The organism is Kribbella pratensis, from assembly GCF_004366075.1.
Taxonomy (GTDB): Bacteria; Actinomycetota; Actinomycetes; order Propionibacteriales; family Kribbellaceae; genus Kribbella; species Kribbella pratensis.
Genome location: NZ_SODU01000001.1, coordinates 203,771 through 230,213, shown reverse-complemented (window position 1 = coordinate 230,213; position 26,443 = coordinate 203,771). Strand labels below are relative to the sequence as shown.

The 26,443-nt window shown below is 68.5% G+C and carries 22 protein-coding genes; 9 read left to right on the top strand and 13 right to left on the bottom strand.

The features are described from left to right. Positions 1-2: 2 nt before the first annotated feature. Both EV137_RS01065 and EV137_RS01060 read right to left on the bottom strand, forming a co-directional pair. On the bottom strand, positions 3-1,157 hold the full coding sequence (locus tag EV137_RS01065; RefSeq protein ID WP_238175015.1) for a M50 family metallopeptidase: 1,155 nt from the start codon (positions 1,155-1,157) through the stop codon (positions 3-5). Positions 1,158-1,192: 35 nt separating this feature from the next. Then, positions 1,193-2,026, bottom strand: a complete 834-nt coding sequence (locus tag EV137_RS01060) for an intradiol ring-cleavage dioxygenase (protein ID WP_134125874.1) — start codon at positions 2,024-2,026, stop codon at positions 1,193-1,195. A 129-nt stretch (positions 2,027-2,155) separates the two neighbouring features. On the opposite strand from EV137_RS01060, the gene EV137_RS01055 reads away from it, so the two are divergent. From EV137_RS01055 to glpK (EV137_RS01035), 5 genes are all read left to right on the top strand, one after another. Then, a complete protein-coding gene (locus EV137_RS01055) occupies positions 2,156-3,043 on the top strand; it encodes a RecB family exonuclease (protein WP_134004836.1) in 888 nt (295 codons plus the stop codon). 50 nt (positions 3,044-3,093) lie between these two features. Continuing rightward, positions 3,094-3,858 (top strand): ABC transporter ATP-binding protein, encoded by a 765-nt coding sequence (locus EV137_RS01050; protein ID WP_134125872.1) that lies wholly within the window; start codon positions 3,094-3,096, stop codon positions 3,856-3,858. Continuing rightward, positions 3,858-6,380: an ABC transporter permease gene (locus EV137_RS01045; RefSeq protein WP_134125870.1), complete on the top strand. Its 2,523-nt coding sequence runs from the start codon at positions 3,858-3,860 to the stop codon at positions 6,378-6,380. The genes EV137_RS01050 and EV137_RS01045 overlap by 1 nt, the downstream gene beginning before the upstream one ends. Before the next feature lie 85 nt (positions 6,381-6,465). Next, positions 6,466-7,218 (top strand): IclR family transcriptional regulator, encoded by a 753-nt coding sequence (locus EV137_RS01040; protein WP_134004842.1) that lies wholly within the window; start codon positions 6,466-6,468, stop codon positions 7,216-7,218. A gap of 9 nt (positions 7,219-7,227) precedes the next feature. Beyond that, positions 7,228-8,745, top strand: coding sequence for a glycerol kinase GlpK (gene glpK / locus EV137_RS01035; protein ID WP_134125868.1), 1,518 nt, complete (start codon positions 7,228-7,230; stop codon positions 8,743-8,745). 7 nt (positions 8,746-8,752) lie between these two features. Here glpK (EV137_RS01035) and EV137_RS01030 read toward each other — a convergent pair whose 3' ends face one another. The 5 genes from EV137_RS01030 to EV137_RS01010 all read right to left on the bottom strand — a co-directional run bounded on the left by EV137_RS01030 (position 8,753) and on the right by EV137_RS01010 (position 14,387). Next, on the bottom strand, positions 8,753-9,433 hold the full coding sequence (locus EV137_RS01030; RefSeq protein ID WP_134125866.1) for a hypothetical protein: 681 nt from the start codon (positions 9,431-9,433) through the stop codon (positions 8,753-8,755). Positions 9,434-9,488: 55 nt separating this feature from the next. Next, positions 9,489-11,201: a glycerol-3-phosphate dehydrogenase/oxidase gene (locus tag EV137_RS01025; protein ID WP_134004848.1), complete on the bottom strand. Its 1,713-nt coding sequence runs from the start codon at positions 11,199-11,201 to the stop codon at positions 9,489-9,491. A 37-nt stretch (positions 11,202-11,238) separates the two neighbouring features. Continuing rightward, positions 11,239-12,756, bottom strand: coding sequence for a glycerol kinase GlpK (gene glpK / locus EV137_RS01020; protein ID WP_134125864.1), 1,518 nt, complete (start codon positions 12,754-12,756; stop codon positions 11,239-11,241). Between the two features lie 48 nt (positions 12,757-12,804). Beyond that, a complete protein-coding gene (locus EV137_RS01015; RefSeq protein WP_134004852.1) occupies positions 12,805-13,641 on the bottom strand; it encodes an MIP/aquaporin family protein in 837 nt (278 codons plus the stop codon). Positions 13,642-13,775: 134 nt separating this feature from the next. After that, positions 13,776-14,387 (bottom strand): VOC family protein, encoded by a 612-nt coding sequence (locus EV137_RS01010; protein WP_134125862.1) that lies wholly within the window; start codon positions 14,385-14,387, stop codon positions 13,776-13,778. Positions 14,388-14,712: 325 nt separating this feature from the next. On the opposite strand from EV137_RS01010, the gene EV137_RS01005 reads away from it, so the two are divergent. Genes EV137_RS01005 through EV137_RS00990 form a run of 4 tightly spaced genes read left to right on the top strand, consistent with a single transcriptional unit; the run spans position 14,713 to position 18,491 of the window. Continuing rightward, positions 14,713-15,999 carry an alpha/beta hydrolase gene (locus EV137_RS01005; RefSeq protein ID WP_134125860.1) on the top strand — a complete coding sequence of 429 codons (1,287 nt, stop codon included), beginning with the start codon at positions 14,713-14,715 and terminating at the stop codon, positions 15,997-15,999. After that, entirely contained in the window at positions 15,996-16,799 is an 804-nt protein-coding gene (locus EV137_RS40370; protein WP_166679747.1) for an SGNH/GDSL hydrolase family protein, read from the top strand. The genes EV137_RS01005 and EV137_RS40370 overlap by 4 nt, the downstream gene beginning before the upstream one ends. A gap of 19 nt (positions 16,800-16,818) precedes the next feature. Continuing rightward, on the top strand, positions 16,819-17,325 hold the full coding sequence (locus tag EV137_RS00995) for a SigE family RNA polymerase sigma factor (protein ID WP_134125856.1): 507 nt from the start codon (positions 16,819-16,821) through the stop codon (positions 17,323-17,325). Continuing rightward, positions 17,322-18,491 carry a hypothetical protein gene (locus EV137_RS00990; RefSeq protein ID WP_134125854.1) on the top strand — a complete coding sequence of 390 codons (1,170 nt, stop codon included), beginning with the start codon at positions 17,322-17,324 and terminating at the stop codon, positions 18,489-18,491. Before EV137_RS00995 ends, EV137_RS00990 begins: the two co-directional genes overlap by 4 nt. On the opposite strand, the gene EV137_RS00985 is transcribed toward EV137_RS00990, so the two are convergent. The 6 genes from EV137_RS00985 to EV137_RS00960 all read right to left on the bottom strand — a co-directional run bounded on the left by EV137_RS00985 (position 18,485) and on the right by EV137_RS00960 (position 26,373). Next, positions 18,485-19,534: an ABC transporter ATP-binding protein gene (locus tag EV137_RS00985; RefSeq protein ID WP_134125852.1), complete on the bottom strand. Its 1,050-nt coding sequence runs from the start codon at positions 19,532-19,534 to the stop codon at positions 18,485-18,487. The two genes, EV137_RS00990 and EV137_RS00985, sit on opposite strands and share 7 nt — an antisense overlap. 26 nt (positions 19,535-19,560) lie before the next feature. Continuing rightward, on the bottom strand, positions 19,561-20,634 hold the full coding sequence (locus EV137_RS00980; RefSeq protein ID WP_134125850.1) for an ABC transporter ATP-binding protein: 1,074 nt from the start codon (positions 20,632-20,634) through the stop codon (positions 19,561-19,563). Beyond that, positions 20,631-21,647, bottom strand: a complete 1,017-nt coding sequence (locus EV137_RS00975; protein WP_255517715.1) for an ABC transporter permease — start codon at positions 21,645-21,647, stop codon at positions 20,631-20,633. The genes EV137_RS00980 and EV137_RS00975 overlap by 4 nt, the downstream gene beginning before the upstream one ends. A gap of 101 nt (positions 21,648-21,748) precedes the next feature. Further along, positions 21,749-23,527 (bottom strand): ABC transporter substrate-binding protein, encoded by a 1,779-nt coding sequence (locus tag EV137_RS00970; RefSeq protein WP_133789166.1) that lies wholly within the window; start codon positions 23,525-23,527, stop codon positions 21,749-21,751. 57 nt (positions 23,528-23,584) lie between these two features. Then, positions 23,585-24,577, bottom strand: coding sequence for an ABC transporter permease (locus EV137_RS00965; RefSeq protein WP_134004871.1), 993 nt, complete (start codon positions 24,575-24,577; stop codon positions 23,585-23,587). Between the two features lie 227 nt (positions 24,578-24,804). Further along, a complete protein-coding gene (locus EV137_RS00960) occupies positions 24,805-26,373 on the bottom strand; it encodes an ABC transporter substrate-binding protein (RefSeq protein ID WP_134125848.1) in 1,569 nt (522 codons plus the stop codon). Positions 26,374-26,443: the final 70 nt, after the last annotated feature.

The following is a 26,443-nucleotide window of genomic DNA, read 5'->3' as shown; positions in this document are numbered from 1 at the left end:
GTTCAACGACCTCGGAAAGCGCGTTCAACGTCGGCGGTCGCGAGTACGCCGTACACGCCGCCGTCGGCGCCCAGGACCAGGTACTCCGAGGCGGGGTGCTCGCGCAGTGTGCTGAGGATCTCCTCGCCGGTGTCGTTGACGCCGATGATGTGGCCCGCGCCGATCCGGGTGGAGACCTCGCTGACCGTGGTCCAGGGGCGCTGGTTCGGGGCGACCGCGGCGACCGCGGACTCGGACACCAGGGCGTGCGGCTTGCCGTCGCCGTCGATCACCACGACCGCCCCGGCGTGCGCCTCTCCGGCGAGCCGGACGGCTTCCGCGAGCGGCGTACCGGAATGTACGGCGATGGCGCGGCGGGCCATCGTCCGGACCTGGAGTGCGGGCAGTTTGCGCCGCAGCCGGGCCTGCATCAGGGACGCGGTCGAGCCGGACCAGAGGAAGAAGCCGACCAGCAGGGCGATCAGGAAGTCGATCATCGACGGGTGCCGGCCCCAGATCTCCTCGAGCAGCACCGGCAGTGCGAGCACCGCCATCGCGAGGATGCGTCCGGCCCACGCGGCGGCGATCGTGCCGGTGTGCATGTTGCCGGTGAACTTCCACACGATCGCCCGCAGCACCCAGCCGCCGTCCAGCGGCAGGCCGGGCAGCAGGTTCGTGACGCCGACGATCAGGTTCGCGACGCCGAGCTCCCACAGCGCGACGTACGCGACGCCCTCGTCGAAGGCGCGGGAACCGAGGTACGCGAGGCCGCCGACGATCAGGGACGCGATCGGGCCGACGACCGAGACGGCGAACTCCTCGAGCGGTGACTTCCGCTCACCTTCGATGTGCGTGCCGGCCGCGAAGAAACCGAGGTTGATCTCCGAGACGCCGATGCCGAACCGCATCGCCATCAGCGCGTGCGCGAGCTCGTGGATCAGGATCGACACCGTGAACGCGACGACGAACGCGAACGCCGCGACGTACCGCCAGCCGCCGAGCTCGGGGAACTGCTGCCCGATGATCGCGGCGAAGCCGATCGCGAGCAGCATCGCCACCGGCAACCACGTGAAACGCATGGTCAGCCGGATGCCGCGGACGCGCCCCAGCACCCACGTTCCGGGCGGTGGCGGACCGGCCGGCCGGGCGGGGTTCTGAGGGTCAGGCGAGTCTGGCATCAAGCCAACGCTACTTGGCCGGTGTTAACTCGCTGCTACACACCCACCGTCAGCGTGGCGACGTACCCGCTGGAGACGTCCCCGGTGACGGTCGCGAGCTGGTGTACGCCGTCGTCGTCGCCGAACACGTTGTCGTTCTCCAGCGACGTCTGGCTGAGGTTCTGCGCGCTGCCGTCGTACCCGTCGGTGGCGTAGACGGTGCTGCAGACGTCCTTGGGGAGGGCGAGCTGCGACGTACGGGTGATCTGGCCGGCCTTGGTCGCCTCGGCGGCGCTGGCGTAGACCTCGAAGTGGATGTGCGGCCAGCGACCCATGTACGCGGCCGGGAAGATCGTCTTGAAGGTGACCTTGCCGGAGCCGTCAGCGGCCTGGACGCCACGGAGGTAGTTCTCGTTCGTCACGCCGTCGGAGTACAGCGAGTAGCGGCCCTGGGCGTCGCAGTGCCAGAGGTAGACGGCGGCGCCTTCGAGGGCCTTGTCCTGGTCGGCGTCGACGACGGTGAGCTCGACGGTCAGCGGTACGCCGGCGGCGACGCCGGATGCGGATCCGAACGACTTGGTGATGTCGCTGCGGACGATGCCGGACTGGGTGAGGACGTTGGGCCCGTTCGAGCCGTCGCCCGGGTACGGTCCGCCGGTCTCCTGCGGGATCTCGTCCACGGCCGTGGAGGCATCGGTCGTCGCGCTCGGCGTGCTGGTCGGCGTGCTGGTCGGCGTACTGGTCGGCGTACTGTCGTCCGTCGTGCAGCCGGCGACGGCGGCGAGGCCGGCGGCCGTGAACAGGCCGAGGAAGCGACGGCGGTGGAGTGTCGCGAGGTCGTACTCGAGACCGCGGTCGTGGTTCGGCGGAGGCTGCGTCGGTGGCGTCATGGTTCGAGCATGACAACGCCTCCCGGTGGTCGGCCGTGAGTTGGCTGGGAGATTCCTGTGAGGCGGTTTTCCACAGGCTCGGGGTGGGGTGCGGGCGAACTGTCGGTGGTTGTGCCTAGGGTTTGGGGCATGAGCGCTGCAGCTGTAGTCGATCCGCATGTGCATCCGCGCGGGGCGTTGTCGCCGTCCCGGGCCGCGGACTTCATGAGCTGCCCGCTGAAGTACCGGTTCCGGGTGGTCGACCGTCTGCCGGAGAAACCGTCGGCGGCCGCTGTCCGCGGGACTGTCGTGCATGCGGTGCTGGAGCGGTTGTTCGACCTGCCCCGCGGCGAGCGGACGCTGGAGCAGGCGGCGCAGATGCTCGAGCCGCAGTGGCAACGACTGCTGGAGGAGGAGCCGGAGGTCGCGGAGCTGTTCGCGGAGGACGCGGACGGCGAGGAGCTGGCGAAGTGGCTGGCCGAGGCGCACCAACTCCTCGGCAAGTACTTCGCACTCGAAGACCCCAACGCGCTGGAGCCCGCCGAGCGGGAGCTGTACGTCGAGACCGCGCTGGACTCCGGTCTGGTACTGCGGGGGTACGTCGACCGCCTGGACGTGGCGCCGACCGGAGAGATCCGGGTGGTCGACTACAAGACCGGTCGCTCGCCGTCGGAGTTCTTCGAGGCGAAGGCGCTGTTCCAGATGAAGTTCTACGCGCTGGTGCTGTGGAAGCTGCGCGGCGTGGTGCCGGCGATGCTGCAACTGGTCTATCTGGGCAACGGCGAGATCGTCCGCTACGTCCCCGACGAGGCCGACCTGCGCGCCTGCGAACGCAAGGTCTCCGCGCTGTGGGTCGCGATCACCAGAGCCCTCGACTCCGGCGACTGGCGCCCCAGCCCGGGGCCGCTGTGCGACTGGTGCGACCACAAGCCCATCTGCCCGGCCTGGGGCGGCACGCCCCCGCCGCTCCCCACCCGCTCGGTGGAGGAAGTCGCCGCGGAGTCGGCGGGCATAGACCTGATCACAGTCGACGGCTAGAGCTGACCTCGCCCCGGGGAGAGGAACCCTGGGTGGATACGGTTCGTCGCATGAGTGTGGGCGATGTGGCGGTGCGAGCGACCGGCGTCTGGAAGCGGTACGGCGTTGGCCTCACGCAGGTGGATGCGCTGGCCGGCGTGAGCGCGGACTTCGGGAAAGGCCGGTTCACCGCGATCATGGGGCCGTCGGGCTCCGGCAAGTCGACGCTCCTGCACTGTCTCGCGGGCCTGGACAAGCCGTCCGACGGCAAGGTCTTCCTCGGTGACGTCGACCTGACCACGCTGCCGGAGAAGCAGCTCACGCATCTGCGCCGGGACCGGATCGGCTTCGTGTTCCAGGCGTTCAACCTGGTCCCGACGTTGTCCGCGCTGGAGAACATCACACTCCCCCTCGACCTGGCCGGCCGCAAACCCGACCAGGACTGGCTGACCACGGTCGTCGACACGGTCGGCCTGATGGACCGCCTCGCCCACAAGCCGTCCGAGCTGTCCGGCGGCCAGCAGCAGCGCGTCGCCTGCGCCCGCGCGCTGGTCTCCCGCCCGGACGTGGTGTTCGCGGACGAGCCGACCGGCAACCTCGACTCGCGGTCCTCCGGGGACGTCCTCGACTTCCTGCATCGCTCCGTCCGGGAGTTCAACCAGACGGTCGTGATGGTCACCCACGACCCGACGGCCGCGTCGTACGCCGACCGCGTCCTGTTCCTGGCCGACGGACAGCTGCGGTCCGAACTGGTCGACCCGACGGCGGAGTCCGTCCTCGACGCGATGAAGCAACTGGAGAGCCGGCACGACACCGCCGACGAGCTGGCCGGCTGATGTTCAAGCTCGGCCTCCGTTCGGTGCTGGCGCACCGGCTCCGCTTCGTGCTGTGCACGCTCGCCGTCACCCTCGGCGTCGCGTTCGCCGGCGGCGCGATGGTTTTCACCGACACGTTGTCCTCGGCGCTGAAGAAGAACTTCGCGGTAAGTACGGCGGACATCACGGTCACGCCGGCGTCCCCGATCGAGACCGGCACGGACCGCCCCGCTACTTTCCAGATCGAGCTCGTCGACCGCATCGCCGCCGTACCCGGTGTCGCTGCCGCGGTCCCGCAGCTCCTGGTCGGCAACGTGCAGATCCTCGGCCCGGACGGCAAACCGCTGGAGAGCTACGGCTTGACGTCCTTCGGTGCCGCCTGGCCGCGGGATCCCGGTGCGGCGCCCTTCAAGCTCGTCGACGGTACAGCGCCCTGGAGCAGCGACCAGCTCGCACTCGACGAGTCGACCGCGAGCCGCGCGGGCTACCACGTCGGTGACCAGGTCCGGATCGTCACACCGACCCGAGCCGTCACCGCGACGCTCACCGCGACCACGACCCCCGCGCAGGCCGGGGCGGCAGCCGGCGCACCGCTGGTCAGCTTCGACGGCGCGACCGCTCAGCTCCTGCTGCTCGGCAGGCCCGGCTGGACGTCGATCACCGTCTCGCTCGAACCAGGTTCCGACCCGAACGCCGTCAGCAAGGCGATCGCGGACACCATCGGCGACTCGGTCAAGGTCAGGACCGCGAAGCAGGTCGCGACCGACGGCGAGAACGACCTCGACAACACCTTCGGCGGGTTCGGCACCGTGCTGCTCCTCTTCGCCGGCCTCGCCCTCTTCGTCGGCGGGTTCCTGATCGTCAACACATTCGCCATGGTCGTCGCGCAACGGTCCCGGGAGCTCGCGATGCTCCGCGCGATCGGCGCGTCCCGCGGCCAGATCACCGGTACGGTGCTCGCCGAGAGCGTCATCATCGGCTTCGTCGGAGCAACGCTCGGCCTGCTGGTGGGCGTCGGCGTGGCCTCCGGCATCCGGTTCGGCTACGAACTGCTCGACCTGCGCATCCCGACCGCGTCGCTGCAGGTCACACCGACCACGATCATCGCCTGCTACCTGATCGGCATCGGCGTGACGGTGGCCGCCGCGGCCCCCGCTGCCCGCCGGGCAGGGAAGCTCCCACCGGTCGCCGCGATGCGCGACGACGTCCACGTCCCGGAACGCTCGCTGCTCGTCCGGCTCGTGATCGGCGCCTTCATGCTGCTGATGGCCGTCCTGTTCTTCGGTATCGGCGTCGGCGCCGGCGGACTCCCCGGCGCCGTCCTGATCACACTCGGCACCGGCACCGCCGTCCTCGCGGTCGTGATGCTCAACCCGCTCATCAGCCGGTACGTCGTCCGCGCGCTGATGTACCCGTTCGGCCGCAAGGCGCCGGTCACCCTCGGCCGCCGCAACGCCGAGCGGAACCCACGCCGTACGTCGGCCACCGCGTCCGCGCTGATGATCTCCGTGGGCCTGATCAGCGGCCTGCTGGTGATCGGCGCCTCGGTGAAGGCGTCGATCGACAAGAGCCTGGTCGACGCGCTGGGCACCGCCGAGATCCTCATCACCAACGACGGCACCCCCAGTTTCAGCACCGAGGTCGGCGACCGGACCGCCAAGATCCCGGGCGTCCAGGCGGTGCAGCGGGTCCGTCAGCAATCCGGTGAGGTCGGTACGACGAACGTCCAGGTCACCGGAGTCAGCGACGGCACGCTCGCCGGGCCGGTCACGACCGCGTTCGACGCCGGCTCGCCCGCGGCGCTCGCCGCCGGTCAAGCGATCCTCCCCCGCAACCTCGCCAAGACCCTGAAGCTCACCGTCGGCAAGCCGTTCGAGCTGAAGACCGCGAACGGCACCCATCGCCTGACCGTCGGCGGGGTGCTCGCCCCGAACCGGCAGCTGAACGCGATCGTCGTGTCGCTGCCGACGTACGCGACGGTCGGCGGGTCGCCGAGCGACAACCTGCTGTACGTCGAAGTTGCCAAGGGCAATCAGGTGGCGCAGGTCCGGACCGGGATCCTCGACCAGCTGCGCAAGGACTACCCGACGATCGAGGTCCGCGACCAGGAGGCGTACGCCGCGGTCGCGCGGGAGCCCGTGAACGGTGTCCTGGTCGCGGTCGGGTTCCTGCTCGCGATGGCGATCCTGATCGCGCTGCTCGGCATCGTGAACACACTCGCGCTGGGTGTGGTCGAACGGACCCGGGAGATCGGCCTGCTGCGAGCGATCGGGATGGACCGGCCGCAGCTCAGCCGGATGCTCCGGGTCGAGTCGATCGCGATCACCCTGCTCGGCGCGTTGCTCGGCCTGGCGATCGGCGTCGCCTTCGCCGTCGCGGTGCAGTCGGCGATGGTGGACGACGGCCTGGCGGTCCGCGACATCCCGGTGCTGCAACTGCTGATCGCGGTTGCGCTCGCGATCGTGTTCGGCGTACTGGCCGCGGTCTGGCCGTCCCGTCGCGCAGCCCGGCTCGACGTCCTGCAAGCGATCGCTTCAGAGTGATCGGTTCAGGTGATCGGTTCAGGTGATGGCTCGGCGTGACGTGTGAGGTGGAGCCAGACCAGTGATTCACAGGTAGCCTGCCGGTGTGCCGGGGACCGTGCAGTCGATCGAGCGGGCCGCGGCGGTGCTGCGACTGCTCGCCGCCGCGCCTGACGGGTTGGGGGTGGCCGACCTCGGCAACGCGCTCGGCCTGGCGAAGACGACCGTGCACGGGATCGTCCGGACGCTGCACCAGGTCGGGTTCGTCGAACAGGACCACAGCGGCGCGCACTACCACCTGAGCGACGCGTTCGGCCGGCTCGGCGAGAGCTACCTCGACCCCAACGAACTACGCAGCCGCGCGATCAACTGGGCCGACTCGCTCGCCTCCCGCAGCGGCGAGGTGGTGCGCGTCGGCCGCCTCGTCGAGGGCAAGGTCGAGGTCGTGCACCACGTCTTCCGGCCCGACGACAGCGACCAGGACCTGGACGTCGGTACGACGCTGCCTCCGCACGCGACCGCACTCGGCAAGGCCGTGCTTGCGTACGACACCAGCGCCCGGCCGAGGAGCCTGGAGGCGTACACGACACGGACGATCACCGATCCGGTACAGCTGAGCGAAGAGCTCGCGACGGTCCGGTCGCGCGGGTGGGCGACCGAGTTCGAGGAGCACACGGTCGAACTGGCGAGCATCGCGGCACCGATCCGGGGCCTCGGCGGCCTGGTCGTCGGCGCGGTCGGGCTGGCCGGCCGGATCGAGCGCATCTGCGACAGCAGGCTCCGGCACCGCGGGGATCTGGTCAGCATGGTCCGCGCCACCGCCGACGCCATCGCCCGCGACCTCCGGGAGGACCCGTGAGGTGGATCGATGGCTGAGCAGTATGTGGCAGCAGTGGATCAGGGGACGAACTCGACCCGATGCATCCTGTTCGATCGGCGCGGGCGGTTGGTGTCGGTGGCACAACGGGAGCACCACCAGTTGTTCCCCCGGCCGGGCTGGGTCGAGCACGACGCCGGGGAGATCTGGAACAACGTCACCCGCGTGGTGCCGGCCGCCATCAAGCAGATCGGCGCCACGCCGTCCCAGATCGTTGCCATCGGCATCGCGAACCAGCGCGAGACCAGTCTGCTCTGGGATCGCGTCACCGGCCGGCCGATCGGGCGCGCGGTGACCTGGCAGGACACCCGGACGGACCGGCTGGTCACCGAACTGGCCGGCAGCGAAGGCCCGGACCGGTTCGCGCAACTGTGCGGTCTGCCGCTGACGACCTACTTCTCCGCGCCGCGGATCCGGTGGTTGCTCGATCACACCCCAGGTCTGCGGCAACGCGCCGAGCGCGGCGAGATCCTGTTCGGCACGATGGAGAGCTGGCTGATCTGGAACTTCACCGGCGGTGCGAACGGCGGACTGCACGCCACCGACGTGACGAACGCGAGCCGGACGATGCTGATGAACATCGAGACGCTCGAATGGGACGACAGACTGCTCGAGGCGTTCGACGTACCGCGCGCGATCCTCCCCGAGATCCGCCCGTCGTCCGGGGTGTTCGCGACCGCGACCGAAGTACTTCCGGGCGTCCGGATCGGTGCGGCGCTCGGCGATCAGCAGGCGGCGCTGTTCGGGCAGACGTGCTTCAGTGCGGGCGAGGCGAAGTGCACGTACGGCACGGGATCGTTCCTGCTGCTGCACACCGGGCAGGAGATCGTCCGGTCCAAGCACGGGATGCTCACGACGGTCGCGTACCAGATCGGCGACCAGCCGGCGTCGTACGCGCTCGAAGGCTCGATGGCGGTCACCGGGTCGCTCGTGCAGTGGTTCCGCGACGGGCTCGGGATGATCCACACCGCGGCCGAGATCGAGACGCTGGCGCGGACGGTCGAGGACAACGGCGGCGCGTACATCGTGCCCGCGTTCTCCGGGCTGTTCGCGCCGCACTGGCGCAGCGAGGCGCGGGGCGTGATCGCCGGGCTGACCGGCTACATCACCAAGGGACACCTGGCCCGCGCCGTCCTCGAGGCGACCGGGTTCCAGACCCTCGAGGTCGTCGACGCGATGAACGCCGACTCCGGGATCGCGCTGACCGCGTTGAAGGTGGACGGCGGGATGACGGCCAACAACCTGCTGATGCAGTTCCTCGCCGACCTGCTCGACGTTCCGGTGGTCCGCCCGATGGTGACCGAGACGGTCTCGCTCGGAGCGGCGTACGCCGCCGGACTGGCCGTCGGCTACTGGCCCGACCTGGAAGGCCTGCGCAGCAACTGGCACCGCGCCGGCCAGTGGATGCCGCACATGGATCCGGCGCGTCGCGCCACCGAGTACGCGAACTGGCAGGCCGCCGTCCAACGCACCTTCAACTGGATCCGCCCCGAGGACCAAGAGCCGTAGCAACCCTTCAGCCGGTCCTCCCCGGCACGCGGCCGCGGAACAGGTAGATGCTGAGCGCGACGACCCAGATCCAGAAGACCGCGTACGGGATCAGCCAGACGGACGTGGTCCAGAACGCGCGGCCGAGCAGGAAACCGAACGCGGCCACGATCGCGACCCAGCCGAGCCAGCTCGGAAGCGACGGCGTACCGACCATGATCCACCCGGCCGCGGCGAGGAATCCGGCCAGCGCCACCCAGGCGTTGGCGAAACCCAGGTTTCCCATGTCGAAGGCGTACCGGGCGATCTGCGGGTCGACGCCGTCGTCCGTCCGGTACGCGGCCAGCTCCCAGCCCGGACTCATCAGCAGTACGACGAACGCGAGGCCCGATGTGAACGCGAACGCCGATCGCCACGCCGGCCGGCCCTCCGCCTCGCGGAGGATCACCGCTACCACCGAGACGAAACACGCCAGCGCCAGTACGGCGAGCAGGCCCAGGAACGTCCCGATCGCGTACAGGGTGTCGTGCCGCGCCTCCAGGAACCGCAGGATCTCGTCCCCGGACGCGTCGAACGCCGGCTCGCCGCCGCCGACCTGCACCAGCGCCTGACTCCCGGCGACCAGCAGCAGCCCTGCCACGCCGGCCGACCCACCCGTGATGGACAGCGTTCGCCACTGTCCATCCAACTGTGCTGTCTCCCCCACCATGATCTCGTCCCTCCCGCATCGAGTAAGACACGGGAGGGACGAGGACGTCCAGTTGTCAGGCCGGGGAGACGATGTCCGGTGCTTCGAGGCGGACCTTATCTGCCGACTCGTCGTCGGGCTGGTCCTGCGAGTCGCGTTCGGACTGGACCCGCCGGGTGTAGAACGAGACCTCCCGCTCGATCGTGGCCTCGTCCCAGCCGAGGATCGGGGCGACCAGCCGGGCGGCCGCCTCGGCGGCGCCGACGCCGCGGTCCCAGGCCTCGATCGAGATCCGGGTCCGCCGGGCCAGGATGTCGTCGAGGTGACGGGCCCCCTCGGCCTTCGCGCCGTACACGATCTCGGCCTTCAGGTAGTCCTGCGTGCCGGGCAGCTGCTCGCCCAGCGACGGGTCCTCGGCGACGAGCTCGAGGACCTCGTCGATCAGCGCGCCGTACCGGTTCAGCAGGTGCTCGATCCGGGCGACGTGCAGGCCGGAGCGTCGCGCGATCAGGTGCCGCTGGTTCCACAGCGCCTGGTAGCCGTCCGCGCCGACCAGCGGGATGTTCTTCGTGACGCTGCGCGGCACCCGTCCGTCGAGCGCGTCCGCGGCCGCGTCGATCGCGTCCTTGGCCATCACCCGGTACGTCGTGTATTTGCCACCGGCAACCACCACGAGACCCGGCGCCGCGTGCGCGACGACGTGTTCGCGGGACAGCTTCGACGTACTCTCCGACTCGCCGGCGAGCAGCGGCCGCAGACCGGCGTACACGCCCTCGACGTCCTCGCGGGTGAGCGGTGTGGTGAGGACCGCGTTGACGTGGTCGAGCAGGTACTCGATGTCCTTGCTGGTCGCGGCCGGGTGCGCCTTGTCCAGTTGCCAGTCCGTGTCCGTGGTGCCGATCAGCCAGTGCCGGCCCCACGGGATGATGAACAGCACGGACTTCTCGGTCCGCAGGATCATCCCGGTGCTGGACTGGATCCGGTCCTTCGGCACGACGAGGTGGATGCCCTTCGACGCGCGGACGTGGTACTGCCCGCGCTCCCCCACCATCGCCTGTGTGTCGTCGGTCCAGACACCGGTCGCGTTCACGACCTGCTTGGCGCGGACCTCGAACTCGCGCCCGCTCTCCAGGTCCTTCGCCTGGACGCCGGTGACCCGCTCGCCCTGCCGCAGGAACCCGGTCACCTTCACCCGGTTCGCGACGAAGGCGCCGTACGACGCCGCGGTCCGGGCGAGCTCCATCGTGTGCCGCGCGTCGTCGACCTGCGCGTCGTAGTACTGCAACGCGCCGACCAGTGCGGACTTCTTCAACGACGGAACGAGCCGCATCGCGCCGCGCCGGGTCAGGTGCCGGTGGATGGGCAGTCCGGCGCCGAGGCCGGAGCTGACCGCCATACCGTCGTACAGCGCGACGCCGGCGCCGGCGTAGAACCGCTCCCACCAGCGGTGCTGCAGCGGATACAGGAACGGCACCGGCTTCACCAGGTGCGGCGCCAGGCGTTGCAGGAGCAGACCGCGCTCCTGCAGCGCCTCGTGCACGAGCCGGAAGTCGAGCATCTCCAGGTAGCGCAGGCCACCGTGGATCAGCTTGCTGGACCTGCTGGAGGTGCCGCTCGCGAAGTCGCGCGCCTCCAGCAGTCCGGTGGTCAGGCCGCGGGTCGCAGCGTCGAGCGCCGCGCCGGTGCCGACCACCCCGCCACCGATCACCAGGACGTCCAGTTCGCGCCCGTCGGCCAGCGCGTCGATCGCGTCGGCCCTTGCTTGCGGTGACAGAGCCACTACAGCCACTGTGTTTCGTCCTTCCGAATCCGTAGGTCGTGCTAGATCAGTCGACGTCGACCCAGTCAAGCGTGCGCTGGACGGCCTTCTGCCATCCGGCGTACCCCGTCGCACGCTGGTCGTCGTCCCACTGCGGCGTCCACCGCTTGTCCTCGTTCCAGTTCTGGACGAGCTCTTCCTGGTTCTTCCAGAACCCGACGGCCAGGCCGGCCGCGTACGCCGCTCCGAGCGCGGTGGTCTCCGCGACGACCGGCTTGCTCACCGGTACGCCGAGGATGTCGGCCTGCATCTGCATGCAGAGCTCGTTCGCCGTCACACCGCCGTCGACCTTGAGCACGTCGAGCTTCACGCCCGAGTCCTTCTCCATCGCGTCCGCGACGTCCTTGCTCTGGTAGCAGATCGCTTCCAGTGTTGCGCGCGCCAGGTGGGCGTTGGTGTTGAACCGGGACAGACCCACGATCGCGCCGCGGGCATCGGACCGCCAGTACGGCGCGAACAGGCCGGAGAACGCGGGCACGAAGTACACGCCGCCGTTGTCCTCGACCTGGCGGGCGAGCGTCTCGGTCTCGCTCGCACCGGAGATGATGCCGAGCTGGTCCCGCAGCCACTGCACCGCGGAGCCGGTGACCGCGATCGAGCCCTCCAGCGCGTACACCGGGGCCTCGTCGCCGAACTTGTAGCACATCGTGCTGAGCAGGCCGGCCTTCGAACGGACCAGCTCCGTGCCGGTGTTGAGCAGCATGAAGTTACCCGTGCCGTAGGTGTTCTTGGCCTCGCCCGGGTTGAAGCAGACCTGGCCGACGGTCGCGGCCTGCTGGTCGCCGAGGTCGCCGGTCAGCGGTACGACGCCGCCGAGCGGACCGTGGGCGAGTGTTTCGCCGTACTTGTTCGGGTCCGACGACGGCCGGATCTCCGGCAGCATCTGCCGCGGGATGTTGAAGAAGCTGATCAGCTCGTCGTCCCAGTCGAGCGTCTCGAGGTTCATCAGCATCGTGCGGCTGGAGTTCGTCACATCGGTGATGTGCACGCCACCGTTCACGCCACCGGTCAGGTTCCACAGCAGCCAGGTGTCGGTGTTGCCGAACACGGCGTCACCGGCCTCGGCCGCCGCCCGGACGCCGTCGACGTTCTCCAGGATCCACTGCACCTTGCCGGCCGAGAAGTACGTCGCCGGCGGCAGGCCGGCCTTCTGCCGGATGACGTCGCCCTTGCCCTCGCGTTCGAGCGCGGACGCGATCCGGTCGGTCCGGGTGTCCTGCCAGACGATCGCGTTGTAGTAGGGCCGGCCGGTCTTGCGGTTCCAGACCACCGCCGTCTCGCGCTGGTTGGTGATCCCGAGCGCCGCCAGGTCACTCGCCTGCAGACCCTTCGAACCCAGCGCGGTCTGGATCACCGAGCTGGTCCGCTCCCAGATCTCGACCGGGTTGTGCTCGACCCAGCCCGCCTGCGGCAGGATCTGCTCGTGCTCCAACTGGTGGATGCCCACCTCGTTGCCGGAGTGGTCGAAGATCATGAAACGGGTGCTCGTGGTGCCCTGGTCGACGGCGCCGACGAAGTCAGCCATGGAAAGTCCTCTCCTCACACTGCTCACGACACTGCTCACGCTGCCTGCTCATGCTGTGGTGTTCTCCTCCGGGATCCGGCCCGGCTCCTCGTCCTCTTCGGCGATCGGAAGGTTCCGGCCGACCAACAGGTCGTACAGGAACGCACCCACCAGCGCGCCGATGATCGGTGCCACGATCGGCACCCAGAAATAGACGTCCCCGAACTGATCCTTGAGTGCTCCTCCGTACCCGGTGATCAACGAGGCGACCCGGGGACCGAAGTCACGGGCCGGGTTGATCGCGTACCCGGCGTTGGTGCCCCACGCCATCCCGATCCCGACCACCAGCAGGCCGACGATCAACGGCGCCAGGTTCGCCGCCGGGGAGGTGTTGCGCAGGTCGGTGATCGCGAGGATCACGAACATCAGGATCGCCGTACCGATGATCTGGTCCCGGAAGCCGCCCCACATGTGCACGCCGAGATCCAGGCTGCCGTTGCCGGGCAGGGTGGAGAAAATGCCCTGGGTCTTGATCGTGTGCCCCGGGTCCACCTTGCCGATCGCCTCGGTGTAGTTCCAGCGAACCACGAGCGCCGCCAGGAACGCCCCGAGGAACTGCGCCACCGAGTACGGCAGCACCTTCTTCCAGCTGAACCCGCGGAACGCCGCCAGCGCGATCGTCACCGCCGGATTCAGATGCGCGCCGGTCATCCGGCCGGCGGTGTAGATGCCCAGGGTCACGCCGAGACCCCACGCCCACGCGATCGAGTCGTGGTTCCCGATCCCGCCCGCCACCACCTGCGCCACCACGCCGACGCCGAACAGGATCAGGATGAACGTGCCCGCCAGTTCGGCCGAACACTCCCCCAGAAGGGTCTTCGCTTTGACCGCTTCGGTCGTAGCCATACCGAACCTCCCTTCCCCGCCGTGACGACCACGGCTGGCTGGAATGTAGGAGCGATCGCGAGGCGGCACAACGCCCATCGTTCGACATTGTCGAACGGCGCCCACCTGGCTTCCGGCTGCGACACCCGGTGAACTCACCGCAGCGAGTACGTACCTCCCGGTCCGGCGACCGTCGCCTGCAATCCCGGCTCACCCGGCACCGCTCGCAGACCGATTTCCAGCGCGTCCAGTACGGCGTTCACCTCGTCCGGCCGTGGATGCGTCGCCCCGAAGTCGACCAGCTCCACCGACGGCAAACCGGACCCGGCCGGATGCCGGCTCGTCCCCCAGTCGATCAGGAACGGCACGATCCCGTCGTACGGCGCCGGGTACGCCGCGGTCAGCCGCCAACTGAGCAACTCCCCCGCCGGCGTCCTCCGGCTCATCGACTCGATCGGGCCGAGGTCAGCCCCGGCCTCCCGCGCCGCAACCACCGCGGCCTCGATGTCCGCCGGCCGAACCGCCCACGTCACCAGCCGCGACCCCTGAAGCCCATCGATCCCGAACGGCATCGCCCCCTCGACCGGCCGCTCGACATCAGGCCCGATGATCTCCAGGTACGACGCATCCCCGAGCCCGACCAGATAGTTACGAGTCCCCCGCCCCACATGCCGCCCACCCTCAACAGGCTCAACCCCAGTAGCCGCAGCAAACGCAGCCACGCTCCCCCGAAGATCGTCAGTAGCCAACACCAGATGATCGAGCATGCCCCGACCCTACGACTCCCGAGTTGTCGCCATGCGCCATTCCTGTCGCCCGCACCACCGAACGCCCACCTTGCGCGCTGGATCTGCTCGTTCGGCAGCACGCCGAGTCGTGGCGTTTGGTTGGTCCGCGGAATCCCGAGTCGTGGATCGAGGCTGCTGTCAGCGGCGTTCGACCGCCGAGATTCACGACTCGGTGGACGTAGGTGCCTCCCGCCTTCGCCTTCGGTGGCTGAGTAGCCGCTGAGAGGGGCGGCGACTGGCGTGCCAACCGTTTGGTGTGGTGGGGCGTCTGCGGTTTGGGTTTGTTCAGGGTTCGGAGGGTTGGATGAGTGTGTCGTTGCTCGGGGGATGGTTTCCGGTGGTGCTGGAGGTGTTGGCTGCCGGGGTGTTGGTTGTGGCGGTGGGGTGGCGGGATCGGGTGTGGCGGCGGCGGGTGCCCTGGGTGGCTGGTGGGGCCGCGTTGGTGACGCTGGTGGCGGCGTACCCGGGGGCGAAGCTCGTCGGGCTGACGGATCCGCTGCCGTTTGTCGTGTGGTTGTGGTTCGGGGTGGCTGTGGGGGCGCTGATCGTGCTGGGGGTCGGGTGGCGAAGTGCTCGGTGGTGGCGGCGGGGGGCGGCTGTGGTTGCGGCGGCGCTCGCGGCGCTGGTGGGTGCCAACGGCGTCAACCAGTTCGTCGGGTACTACCCCACGATCGACTCCGCGGTGAACGACTGGCGTAACGCTCCGCTGCCGGGTCAGGTGTCGATGTCGGGGCTCGCGCACGACGCCCGTACGACGAAGATGCCGACGGCCGGGCGGCTGGTCGCGGTGAACATTCCCGCGACGTACAGCCATTTCGACCACCGGCAGGAGCTCGTGTACCTGCCGCCGATCTGGTTCGTCCGCGGCGCTCACCGGCAGGCGCTCCCGGTGGTCGAGTTGATCGGTGGCGAGCGCGGCGGCCCGGGTGACTGGGTGCGCCTCGGCAACGCCGTACAGGTGTCCGACGCGTACGCGCACCGGCACCACGGGTACGCGCCGATCCTGGTGTTCACCGACCCGATCGCGAAGTTCGACAACGACACCGAGTGCGTGAACGGGCCGCGGGGCAACTCCGCCGACCATCTCGACGAGGACATCCCGAAGTACGTCGAGAAGACGTTCGGCGCCTCCACCAACCCGAGGCAGTGGGCCGTCGCCGGGTTCTCGATGGGCGGCACCTGCGCCCTCGACCTGGTCGTCGAGCACCCGGACGTGTTCGACCACTTCATCGACATCTCCGGCGACCTCGCGCCGTACACGACGACGCCGGCCGCCAGCCTGCACGATCTGTACGGCGGCAACGTGGCGCTCGAGAAGGCCAACGAACCGCTCCTCGTGATGCGTGCCCACGGCAAGTACACGGGCGTGAACGGACTGTTCCTCACCAGCACCGCGGAGCTGCGCCACCAGCACGAGGCCGAGGAACTGTCCACGGCCGGGGCCAAGGTGGGCATCTGGTCCCGGGTCGAGATCTCCCCCGGCACGCACGTGTGGCAGTTCGCCGCGCCCGCGTTCGCGTCGGCCTATCCTTGGCTCGTCAACCAGCTCGCCCTTCCTCAGCACGACGGGAGCCACACCAAACCGGCGTGATCCACACACTCCGACGGCTCGCCGCCGGCCTGCTCGTGCTCGCGTTCGTCAGCGCGGTCACCGGCGCCGACACGGTCAGCGAGCTCCTCCCACCGCCTGCCGCAGGCCAGGTCCGGGTGGTGGCCCTCGGCGACTCGGTCACCTCCGGTTCCAACTGCGACTGCGCCGCCTTCCCTCAGCTGTACGGCGACCTGCTCCACAACCGCTCCGCCGTACCGGTCACGGTCGACAACCAAGGCGTCGCGGGCCTCGACTCGACCGGTCTGCTGCAGGAGCTCGACCAGCGCAACTCACCCGTCGAGCAGGCCACGAAAGCCGCGAACGTCGTACTGCTCACCATCGGCGCGAACGACTTCGGCGACCACCACGACGACGTCACCAGCGGGCAGTGCACCGGCGACTGCGTGTCCGACGAGTACGAGCAGCTGACGGCCAATCTCGGCCGGATCCTGAGCCGCGTGCACGATCTCCGCGGCAACCTGCCGACCACGATCCTGATGACCGGCTACTGGAACGTCTTCAAGGACGGCGACGTGGCCAAGCAGCAGTACACCCCCAGCGGCCGGATCGCCAGCGACCAGCTCACGATCCGCACGAACAACGCTATCGCCGCCGCGGCACGGGCTGATGACGCGACCTACGTCGACATCTACACGCCGTTCGAGAACAGCACCGACATCACCGCGCTGCTCGCCTCGGACGGTGACCACCCGGATTCGGCCGGTCACGCGCTCATCGCCCGGTTGCTTCTAGCTGCAACGCCCAACCCTTTGCCTACGTCCCCACGTCAGGGAGGGTAGACAGACCCAAGGGGGACAGATGGCCGAGGCGACCGGGTTCGCCGAGTTCGCGACCAGTAGACATGGCGCGCTCTTCCGGTACGCGTACCTGCTGACGAGCGACCGCGGCCTCGCCGAGGACCTCGTCCAGGAGGCGCTGGTCAAGACGTACGTCGGCTGGCACCGTCTGCGCGATCCGAACAACGCCGAGGCATACACGCGCCGCGCGATCACCACCACCGCGATCGGCTGGTGGCGCCGGAAGTCCTGGCGAGCGGAGCGGCCGTACGACGACGTACCCGATCAGCCCGTCGGCGCCGACGACGCGACCGCCCGGGTCTGGCTGTGGCGCGAACTGCAGAAGCTCCCGCCGCGGCAACGCGCCGCGCTGGTGCTGCGGTACTACGAAGACCTCACCGAACCGCAAACCGCCGAGATCCTCGGCTGCAGCGTCGGGACCGTGAAGAGCCAGGTCTCCGACGCACTGAAGAAGCTCCGGGCCCGCCTGGGCTCCGACGTCGTGCTGAAGGCAGGGATCACCGAATGAACGACCTCCTCAGAGACACGCTGGCCGAACGTGCCGCCGGCACCGAGCCGCCGCCGCTCGACCTCGACGGCATCATTGCGGCCGGCAACCACCGGGCCGCCCGCCGGCGCACGCTCGGCATCCTCGGCGGTGCCGTCGCGACCGCGGCCGTGGCCGTCGGCGGAGCGAGTGTGCTGAGGCCCCGCAACGAACAACCCCAGCCGGCCCGGCCCGGGCCGTTCACGCAACGCCGCGCGACCTTTGCACTGGGCAGCGAGATCCACTACGGCTCTGAGGTCATCTCGGTGGCGCCGCACCGGGTGACCGCGTTCGTCCAGACCGACGCAGGCTTCGTGTTCCTGAGCGCCGACAATGTCATCCACGTGGCTGACCGCTCAGGCGTCCGCTCGACCGGCAAGAGCGCTTGGAGCCTGACAGCGGACCATCGCGGGAACCTGGTCGCCTGGGTCGAGGGCTTCAACGACCGCTACGAGTCCGTGGTGTACGACGTCGCCGCGAATCGCGAACTCGTGCGGACCGCGATCGGGAACACGATCCCGCCCAACGTGAGCCTCGTGTACCGCTCAGAGGTCGTCGCGATCGACGGCGACATGGCGTACTTCGGGACGGTCGACGGCCCCTACCGCTGGGACATCCGGACGAACCAGGGCACACGGATCGCCAAGGTCTCGACGAACGCGGTCCGCGCGGTGACGGCCGGGCAGATCGTGTTCCAGCAACCGCTCGAGCAGCGTCCACCCGCCGTGAGCCTGGCGATCGCGGAGACCGTGTCGGCGACCGCCCCGGCAAGGTTCTCCGGCCAGAGGGCGTTCCTCTCGCCGACCGCAAAGTACCTGATGACCGAGCCCGAAGACGCGCTGCTGGGCATCGAGCCGGGCTGGGCGAGCCCCGCGCTGTACGACGTGGCAACCGCGCGGCAGGTCGGCCTGCCGTACGCCTACGACAGCCTGTTCTTCGGCCAGTGGCTCGACGACGACAGGTTCGTTGCCGCGGGCAAGCGCCGGTTCTCGAAGGCGGCGGAGACGGATCTGCTCGTCGTGACCGCCGCGACCGGCACTGTCAAGGTCGCCGTACCGAACTTCTCCAGGCTGACCTTCAGTACGACGCCGCCGCGGATCGCGCCGTTCGCGTTGCCGACCGGCAGGCCGATCATCGACTTCTACTGATCGGCCTTGGCGGCGGGTGCCTCCACGTTCTCCGGGAAGTGGCAGGCGGTCTGGTGGCCGGGCTTCAGTTCGACCAGCGGGGGCTCCTGGGTCTTGCAGATCTCCTGCGCCTTCCAGCAGCGGGTGTGGAAACGGCAGGCAGGCGGCGGGTTGATCGGGCTGGGGACGTCGCCCTGCAGCCGGATCCGCTCCTGCTTGCCCTTCCGCTTGGTGTCCGGCACCGGGACGGCAGACAGCAGCGCCACGGTGTACGGGTGCATCGGCTTCTCGTACAGGTCGACGCGGTCGGCCAGCTCGACGATCTTGCCGAGGTACATGACCGCGACCCGGTCCGACACGTGCCGTACGACGGACAGGTCGTGCGCGATCATCACGTACGTCAGGTCGAACTCTTCCTGCAGGTCCTCCAGCAGGTTCACGACCTGGGCCTGGATCGACACGTCCAGCGCCGACACCGGCTCGTCGGCGACGATCAGCTTCGGCCGCAGCGCCAGCGTGCGCGCGATCCCGATGCGCTGCCGCTGACCGCCGGAGAACTCGTGCGGATACCGGTTGTAGTGCTCGGGGCTCAGACCGACCAGCTCGAGCAGCTCCTGCACGGCCCGCTTCACGCCGTGCTCGGTCTTCACGTGCTGCAGCCGGAACGGCGCGCCGACGATCTTGCCGACGGTGTGCCGCGGGTTCAGCGAACCGTACGGGTCCTGGAAGATCATCTGTACGTCGCGACGCAGCGGACGCATCCGCCCCTCGCCGAGGTGACTGATGTCCCGCCCCTCGAACACGATCTTGCCCGAGGTGGGCGCGAGCAGCCGGGTCAGCAACCGCCCGGTCGTGGTCTTGCCGCAGCCGGACTCCCCCACCAGCGACAGGGTCTCGCCGCGGGTCACGTTGAACGTCAGGCCGTCGACCGCCTGCACCGCGCCGACCTGGCGCTGCAGGACGCCCTTGCGAATCGGGAAGTGCTTGACGAGGCCGTCGACCGACAGGATCTCCTCGCCGATCTTGGGAACGACGGGAGTCGATTCGGTGTCAGCAGTAGTCACAGTCCGCGTCCCATTTCCGGTCCCGTTCACAGCTTCGGCTTGATGTCGGTCTCCCACGCCTGCCGGCGGTTCTGCGGGGAGAGATGGCAGGCGACCAAGTGGCCGTTACCGGTGTCGAGCAGCTCGGGCCGCTCGGTCTGGCTGAGCCCGTCGTTCAGGTGCGCGTAGTTGCAGCGCGGGTTGAACGCGCAGCCGCTCGGTACGTTGATCAGGCTCGGCGGTGTGCCCTTGATCGGGATCAGCCGCTCGGAGCGCTCCCGGTCGATCCTCGGCATCGAGCCGAGCAGACCCCAGGTGTAGGGGTGCTGCGGGCGGTCGAAGATGTCCTCCGCGGTGCCGTACTCGGCTGCGCGGCCGGCGTACATCACCTGGATGTCGTCGGCCAGCTCGGCAACCACACCGAGGTCGTGGGTGATGATGATGACCGCGGAGTTGAACTCGCGCTGGAGGTCCCGGATCAGGTCCAGGATCTGCGCCTGCACGGTGACGTCGAGGGCCGTGGTCGGCTCGTCGGCGATCAGCAGGTCCGGGTCGCAGGACAGCGCCATCGCGATCATCGCGCGCTGCCGCATGCCGCCGGAGAACTGGTGCGGGTACGCGTCCACGCGCCGGTCGGGCTGCGGGATGCCGACCCGGTCGAGCATCTCGATCGCGTGCTTGCGCGCGACCTGCTTGCTCACCTCGTTGTGCACCTGGTAGGCCTCGATGATCTGCCGCCCGACGGTGTAGAACGGGTGCATCGCGGACAGCGGGTCCTGGAAGATCATCGCCATCCGCTTGCCGCGGAGCAGCCGCACCTCTTCACGGCTCGACGACACCAGATCCTGGCCGTCGAGGAAGATCTGGCCGCTGATCTTGGCCACCCCCGGTGGGTGCAGACCCATGATCGACAGACTCGTCACGCTCTTGCCCGAGCCCGACTCGCCCACGATTCCGAGGGTCTTGCCACGCTCGAGTTTGAACGACACGCCGTCGACGGACTTCACCACACCGTCGTCGGTCGGGAAGTGCACCTGCAGGTTGCGAACATCGAGGAACGCCTCGCCGCGCTCCACCCGCTGCACCGGGGCGTCCTGGACTTCTTCGATCGGCTCAGTCACGAGATTCGCACCCTCGGGTCGACGACGGCGTACAGGAGGTCAACGACAAGGTTCGCCAGCACGATGAAGAACGCGGCGACCAGGGTCACTCCGAGCACCTTCGGCAGGTCGTTGGCCCGCAGCGCGATCACGGCGTACTGACCGATGCCGGGCAGCGAGAACGTGGTCTCGGTGAGGATCGCGCCGCCCATCAGCAGACCGAGGTCGAGGCCGAAGATCGTCAGGATCGGCGTCAGCGCCGACCGCAGCCCGTGCCGCAGGATCACGGTCCGCTCGGTGAGGCCCTTGGCGCGGGCGGTCCGGACGTAGTCCTCGTTCATCGTCTCGAGCATGCCGGCGCGGGTGAGTCGCGCGTACGCCGCGGCGTACAGGAAGGCCAGCGTGACCCACGGGAGGATCAGGTCGTACGCCCACCACAACGGGTTCGTCTCGTCGAGTGGGTTGATGCCGCCCTGCTGGGTCCAGCCGAGGCCGTAACTGAAGATCGACAGCGACAGCAGACCGGTGAAGAAGATCGGCAGCGACACACCCGCCAGCGCCACCGACATGAGTGATCGGTCCAGCACCGACCCACGTCTGAGCGCCGAGACGATGCCGGTGCCGACGCCGGTGATGAGCCAGATGAAGGCCGCACCGCCGGCGAGCGACGCCGTCACCGGTATTCGCGCGACCAGGTCCGGCCAGACCGGCTGCTGGGTCAGGAACGAGTAGCCGAAACACGGCGCCGGGCAGCGCTCGATGCCGGTGCCGTAGTTGTAGTCCTGGCCGACCACGAGGCCCTTCACGAATCGGCCGTACTGCACGTAGAGAGGGTCGGTGAAGCCGAGCCGGACCGCCGTGTTGTGGATCTGCTCCTGCCCCGCGCTCTTGCCGACGTAGCGCCCGGCCAGGTCGTCGGCGGTGGCACCGCCGAGTCTCGGGACGAGGAAGAAGATCGCGAACGTGACGGCCGTGACGATGAGGAGCAGCAGTACTGCTCCGATCACCCGGCGAACTAGATATGCGAACACCATGCTCGGCGTGGTGGCCGGTGATCATCGCTGATCATCGGCCACCCTCAGCCTTCACCTACCTCTACTGGTGATTGTTGGTCAGGGCAACTGACTGCCGACTACTACTTCTGTGCGAGTCCGATGCTCGCGTAGTCGTACATGTTCTGACCGTCGTTGCTGAACACGTTCGCGAGCGTGTCCGGGCGGTACAGCAGACCCTTGGCCCAGATACCCGGCAGCACGCCGGCCTGCTCCATGACCTTCTTGTCGACGTCCACCCAGATCTGGTTGCGGGCGGCGTCGTCGGTGGTCGCCAGCGCCTTGTCGATCAGCTGGTCGACCTCCGGGATCCGGATCCCCAGGTTGGTGTTACCACCCGCGGCCCGGATGACCCGGCTGTCGACGATCTGGCTGAGGAAGCCGAAACCGTCCGGCCAGTCCGCACCCCAGCTGTAGACGATCATGCCCAGGCCGTTGGCCTTCGCGTAGTCCGGCTTGCCGGCGTACAGCTTGGTGTAGTCACCGGTCGGGAAGCCCTTCGGCGTCAGCTTGATGCCGACCTTGGCCAGCGACTGCTGCAGCGACTCGGCGACGGCCTTCTCCTTCGGCCGGTCCGCACGGTAGGCGATGTTGGTGCTGAAGCCGTTCGGCATACCGCACTTCGTCAGCGCTTCCTTGGCCTTCGCCGGATTGCCGTTCTTGTCCTGCTCGAAGCCGTAGTCGTCGAACTTCTGCGCGCCCACGACCGTCGGCGGCATCAGGTTCGTCGCGATGTCGCCACCGATCGGACCGCCGTACGCGCGCTGGTAGCCCTCGTGGTCGGCGGCGTACAGGATCGCCTTGCGGCAGTCGACGTTGTCCAGCGGCTTGACCTGGCTGTTGAACACCGTGAAGTTCAGGCGCGTGGACAGCACGTTGTCGGTGTGCGCCTTCAGCTTCGGGTCGGCGAGGACCTTGGCCTGGGTCTCGGCCAGCACGCCGGTTCCGGCGATGTCGACGTCGAGGTCACCGGCCTGCAGCCGGTTGTCGATGTCGGCGCCGTTCACGTTGTAGGCGACGGTGATCTTGTCCGGCAGCGCCTTGCGGCCCGAGTCCGGGTCGGTCGCCGGGTCGTACTGGTCGTTGCGGACCAGCGTGAAGCCCTTGTTCGCGTCGTTGCTCTCGAACTTGTACGGGCCGCTCGAGATCGGGTGCAGCTGGTACTTCGTGCCGGTGTCCTTCGCCTGCGGGACCCCCGCCGTCGACGGCAGCTGCGCGAAGTAGTCGAAGCCGGCGAACGTCTTGTTCAGGTGGAAGACGATGGTGTAGTCGTCCGGCGTCGTCATCGCCTTGGACAACTGCTTCATCTGCGGGTCCTTGGCGACGCTGTAGTCCTTCGGGACGTCCAGCAGGAAGTCGTTGAAGTACGTCGGCCCGTTCGGCAGCGTGGTCTTGTCCAGGGACCGGGCGACGCCGTACATGACGTCCTTGGCCTTGACCTCGGTGCCGTCCTCGTACTTGACGCCCTTGCGGAGGTGATACGTCCAGGTCTTGGCGTCGTCGCTCGGCTCGCCCGGCTTCTCGGCGAGGTCCGGCACGACCTTTGCGCCTTCCTTGCCCGGTGCCGACTTGAAGGTCATCAGCGGCCGGACGTAGTTCCGCACGAGGTTCCAGGACAGGCCGTAGTAGGTGTCACCGGGGTCGGTGGAGTCCCACTTCTCCGTGATCGCCATCCGGAGCGTGCCGCCCTTTTTGTCGCTCGGATTGAAGATCTTGTTGTTGGCCGCGTCGAACTCGGGCGTCGCCGCGCTGCTGCCGCCACCCGACCCTCCGGAGGAAGCCTTCGGTCCCCCGCAGGCCACCAGGCTCAAGGCGACGGCCGCACTGACGGCTGTTACCGTCGTGATGCGATTCCATCTCATCTCTTGTTGCACCCCTTTAATCGTTGAGAGCCAGGCTCCCTGGTTGATGCGAAACGCCTACCGGGATCGCGGGTCGAGCGCGTCGCGCAATCCGTCACCGAACAGGTTGAACGCAAGCACGGTGACGAAGATCGCCAAGCCGGGCGGAATCATGTACATCGGGTCGACCTGGTACCAGTTCGCCGCGCCGGACAGCATGTCGCCCCAGCTCGACGTGGGCGGGCGGACACCGAAGCCCAGGTAGGACAGGCCGGCCTCGAACAGGACGTTGGTCGGGATCAGCAAGGTCGCGTACACCAGGATCGGCGCGATCAGGTTCGGCAGCAGTTCGGTGAACAGGATGTACGGGCGGCGCGCACCGAGACTCCGGGCCGCGTCGACGAACTCCCGCTCCCGCAGCGACAGTGTCTGGCCGCGGATGATCCGGCCGATGTACGGCCAGCTGAAGAAGCCGATGATGAACACGATCAGCGCGACCCGCAGGGTGTTGCCTTTCAGCCCGAAGATCTGGTCCGGGATCGCACCGACCATCGCCAGCGCGAACAGCACCAGCGGGAACGCCAGGAAGATGTCCATCAAGCGGCTGATCAGCGTGTCCACCCAGCCGCCGAAGTACCCGGCGACGATCCCCATCGCGACACCGATCACGACCGACAGCAGCGTCGCCAGGAACGCGATCAGCAGTGAGATGCGGGCGCCGTACACGATCCGGGCGAAGATGTCGCGGCCGTTCACCGGCTCGATGCCGAACGGGTGGTCCCAGCTGACGCCGCCGAGCTTGCCGATCGGGGTCTGCAGCGACGGGTCCACCAGATCCTGGTGGAAATCGTTCGGGGTGACACCGACCAGTTTGCAGACCACCGGCGCGAAGATGCCGACCAGGATCAGCAGCAGGACGAAGGCGCCGCCGGCGATCGCGACCTTGTCGCGCTTCAGCCGAATCCACGAGATCTGCCACAGCGACCGGCCCTCGATCTTGCCGACGCCTTCGAGGATCGCCTCGGGCTGCGCTGAGGATGATCCCGGCTCGACCTCGAGTGGCGTGCTCACGCGATGAGTTCCCCTGCCTGGTTCGGATGAACCGGAACGAAATCCGGAATGGCTGCCGCCTTAACCTGCCGCCATTACAGCCCGGAGTCAAACGCGGAAAGTGCTGCGTTGCCCGATCGTGATCGTCAGGAAATCGTCCCGTATCGTGGACTTTCCGCAGTAAACCACGGCGTCGCACCCACGGTCGTCAGCACCTTGCGAACCGTTACTGCCATGGCATCTTTGTGTCACTTTCGAAGGCCGGACAGATACAGGAACGAGAGCGGATCGAGAGCCGTCTTGAGGTTCTCCAGATCCTTGCCGGCGACCACCGCGACGCGTCCCTGCCAGCTCGGGATCACCGGCGCCTCCCGCGCGATCACTCCCTGTAGCTGTCCGATCAGGTCGTCGCGTTTCAGACCGTTCTGCTCGGTCCGTTCCTGCTGCAGCAACTTCGTCGCCGCCGCCGACCGGTAGCCGTTCACGAACTCGCCGTCGATCGCCACGAACGGGGTCAGGTAGTCGTCCGCATCCGGGTACGACGGAGTCCAGCCGGCCTGGTACAGGTCGTACGTCGCAGTCTTCGTCAGCTCCTGGTACTGCGGCCACTCCGCACCCCGCAGCGTCACCCGGAACAAGCCGGACGCCTCCAACTGCCGCTTCAGCTCCAGCACCTCGGCCTTCGCGCCGACGCCGTACTGCGAGGGCGTCCACCCGACCGTCAGCGGCACGGGTACGGCGATGTTCGCCTCCTTGAGGATCGCCGCGGCCGCCGTCTTGCTCGGCTGCTTGTACTCCGTCTTGAACGCGTCAGCCTGTCCGCCGTAGCCGGGCGGCACCACCGAGTACAGCGGCGACACGTGGTCGCCGTACGCCTTCTTCGCGATCGCCGGGCGGTCGATCAGCTGTGCCACCGCACGCCGTACGGCCGGATTGCGGGCCAGCAACGACTTCATTTGGAACGTGAACAGCCGGATCTCCGCGGAGCCCGTCTCGACGACCTGGACCTGGTCGGACTTGCGCAGCTTGTCCAGCAGACTCGGGCCGAACCCGTGGAACGCGAGGTCCGCCTTGCCGGTCGTGACCGCCTGGTAGAGCGCGTTCGAGTCCTTCATCAGGCTGATCGTCACGCCGTCGTTCTGCGCCGCCCGCGGACCGTGGTACCCGGGGAACTTCGTCAGCGTGACCTCGGTCCCCGGTTTGTATCCCGCCAGCTGGTACGGCCCGCTGCCGATCGCCTTCGTGTCGAGCAGCTTGTTCGCCGGGTACGACTCCTCGTCGACGATCGAGGCGGCGGTCGTGGTCAGCAGGTACGGCAGGCGCGCGTCCGGGTTGGTCAGGTTGAACACCGCGGTCAGCTCGTCCGGCGTACTCACCGACTTCACCGAGGAGAACAGCGCCGCCGCTCCCCCGGGCGTCCTGAGCCGGACCAGCCGGTCGAAGCTGAACTTCACGTCCGACGAGGTCAGCTCGTGACCGTTCGGGAACGTCAGGTGCTCCTTCAGGCTGCACGTGTACGTCGTCGGCGAGTCGAACTGGCAGTCCGCGGCGTCCGGCACCGGGGTCGGCTTGTCCGGCAGGATCGTCAGCAGCGTCTGGTAGAGGTTCGCCTGGACGGTCCGCGAGCCGACGTCGGACGGCCCGGCCGGGTCGAGCGTCGAGATCTTGTCCGTGGTCGCGAGCCGCAGCAGCATCAGCTTCGGCGTCGGGTCCCCCGGGTGCGGGGCGTTGTCGTCCGGCTCACCGCAGGCCGCCAGGGACACGCCCAGCGCGCCTACCGCCACGGCCGCCGACACCCGGCGCACCCACTCACTCACCGTCTCACCTTTCCCCAGCCCGCGACCCCACCACAAGACAACGCCCCCGAGGGCACCAAGTGACGGTACT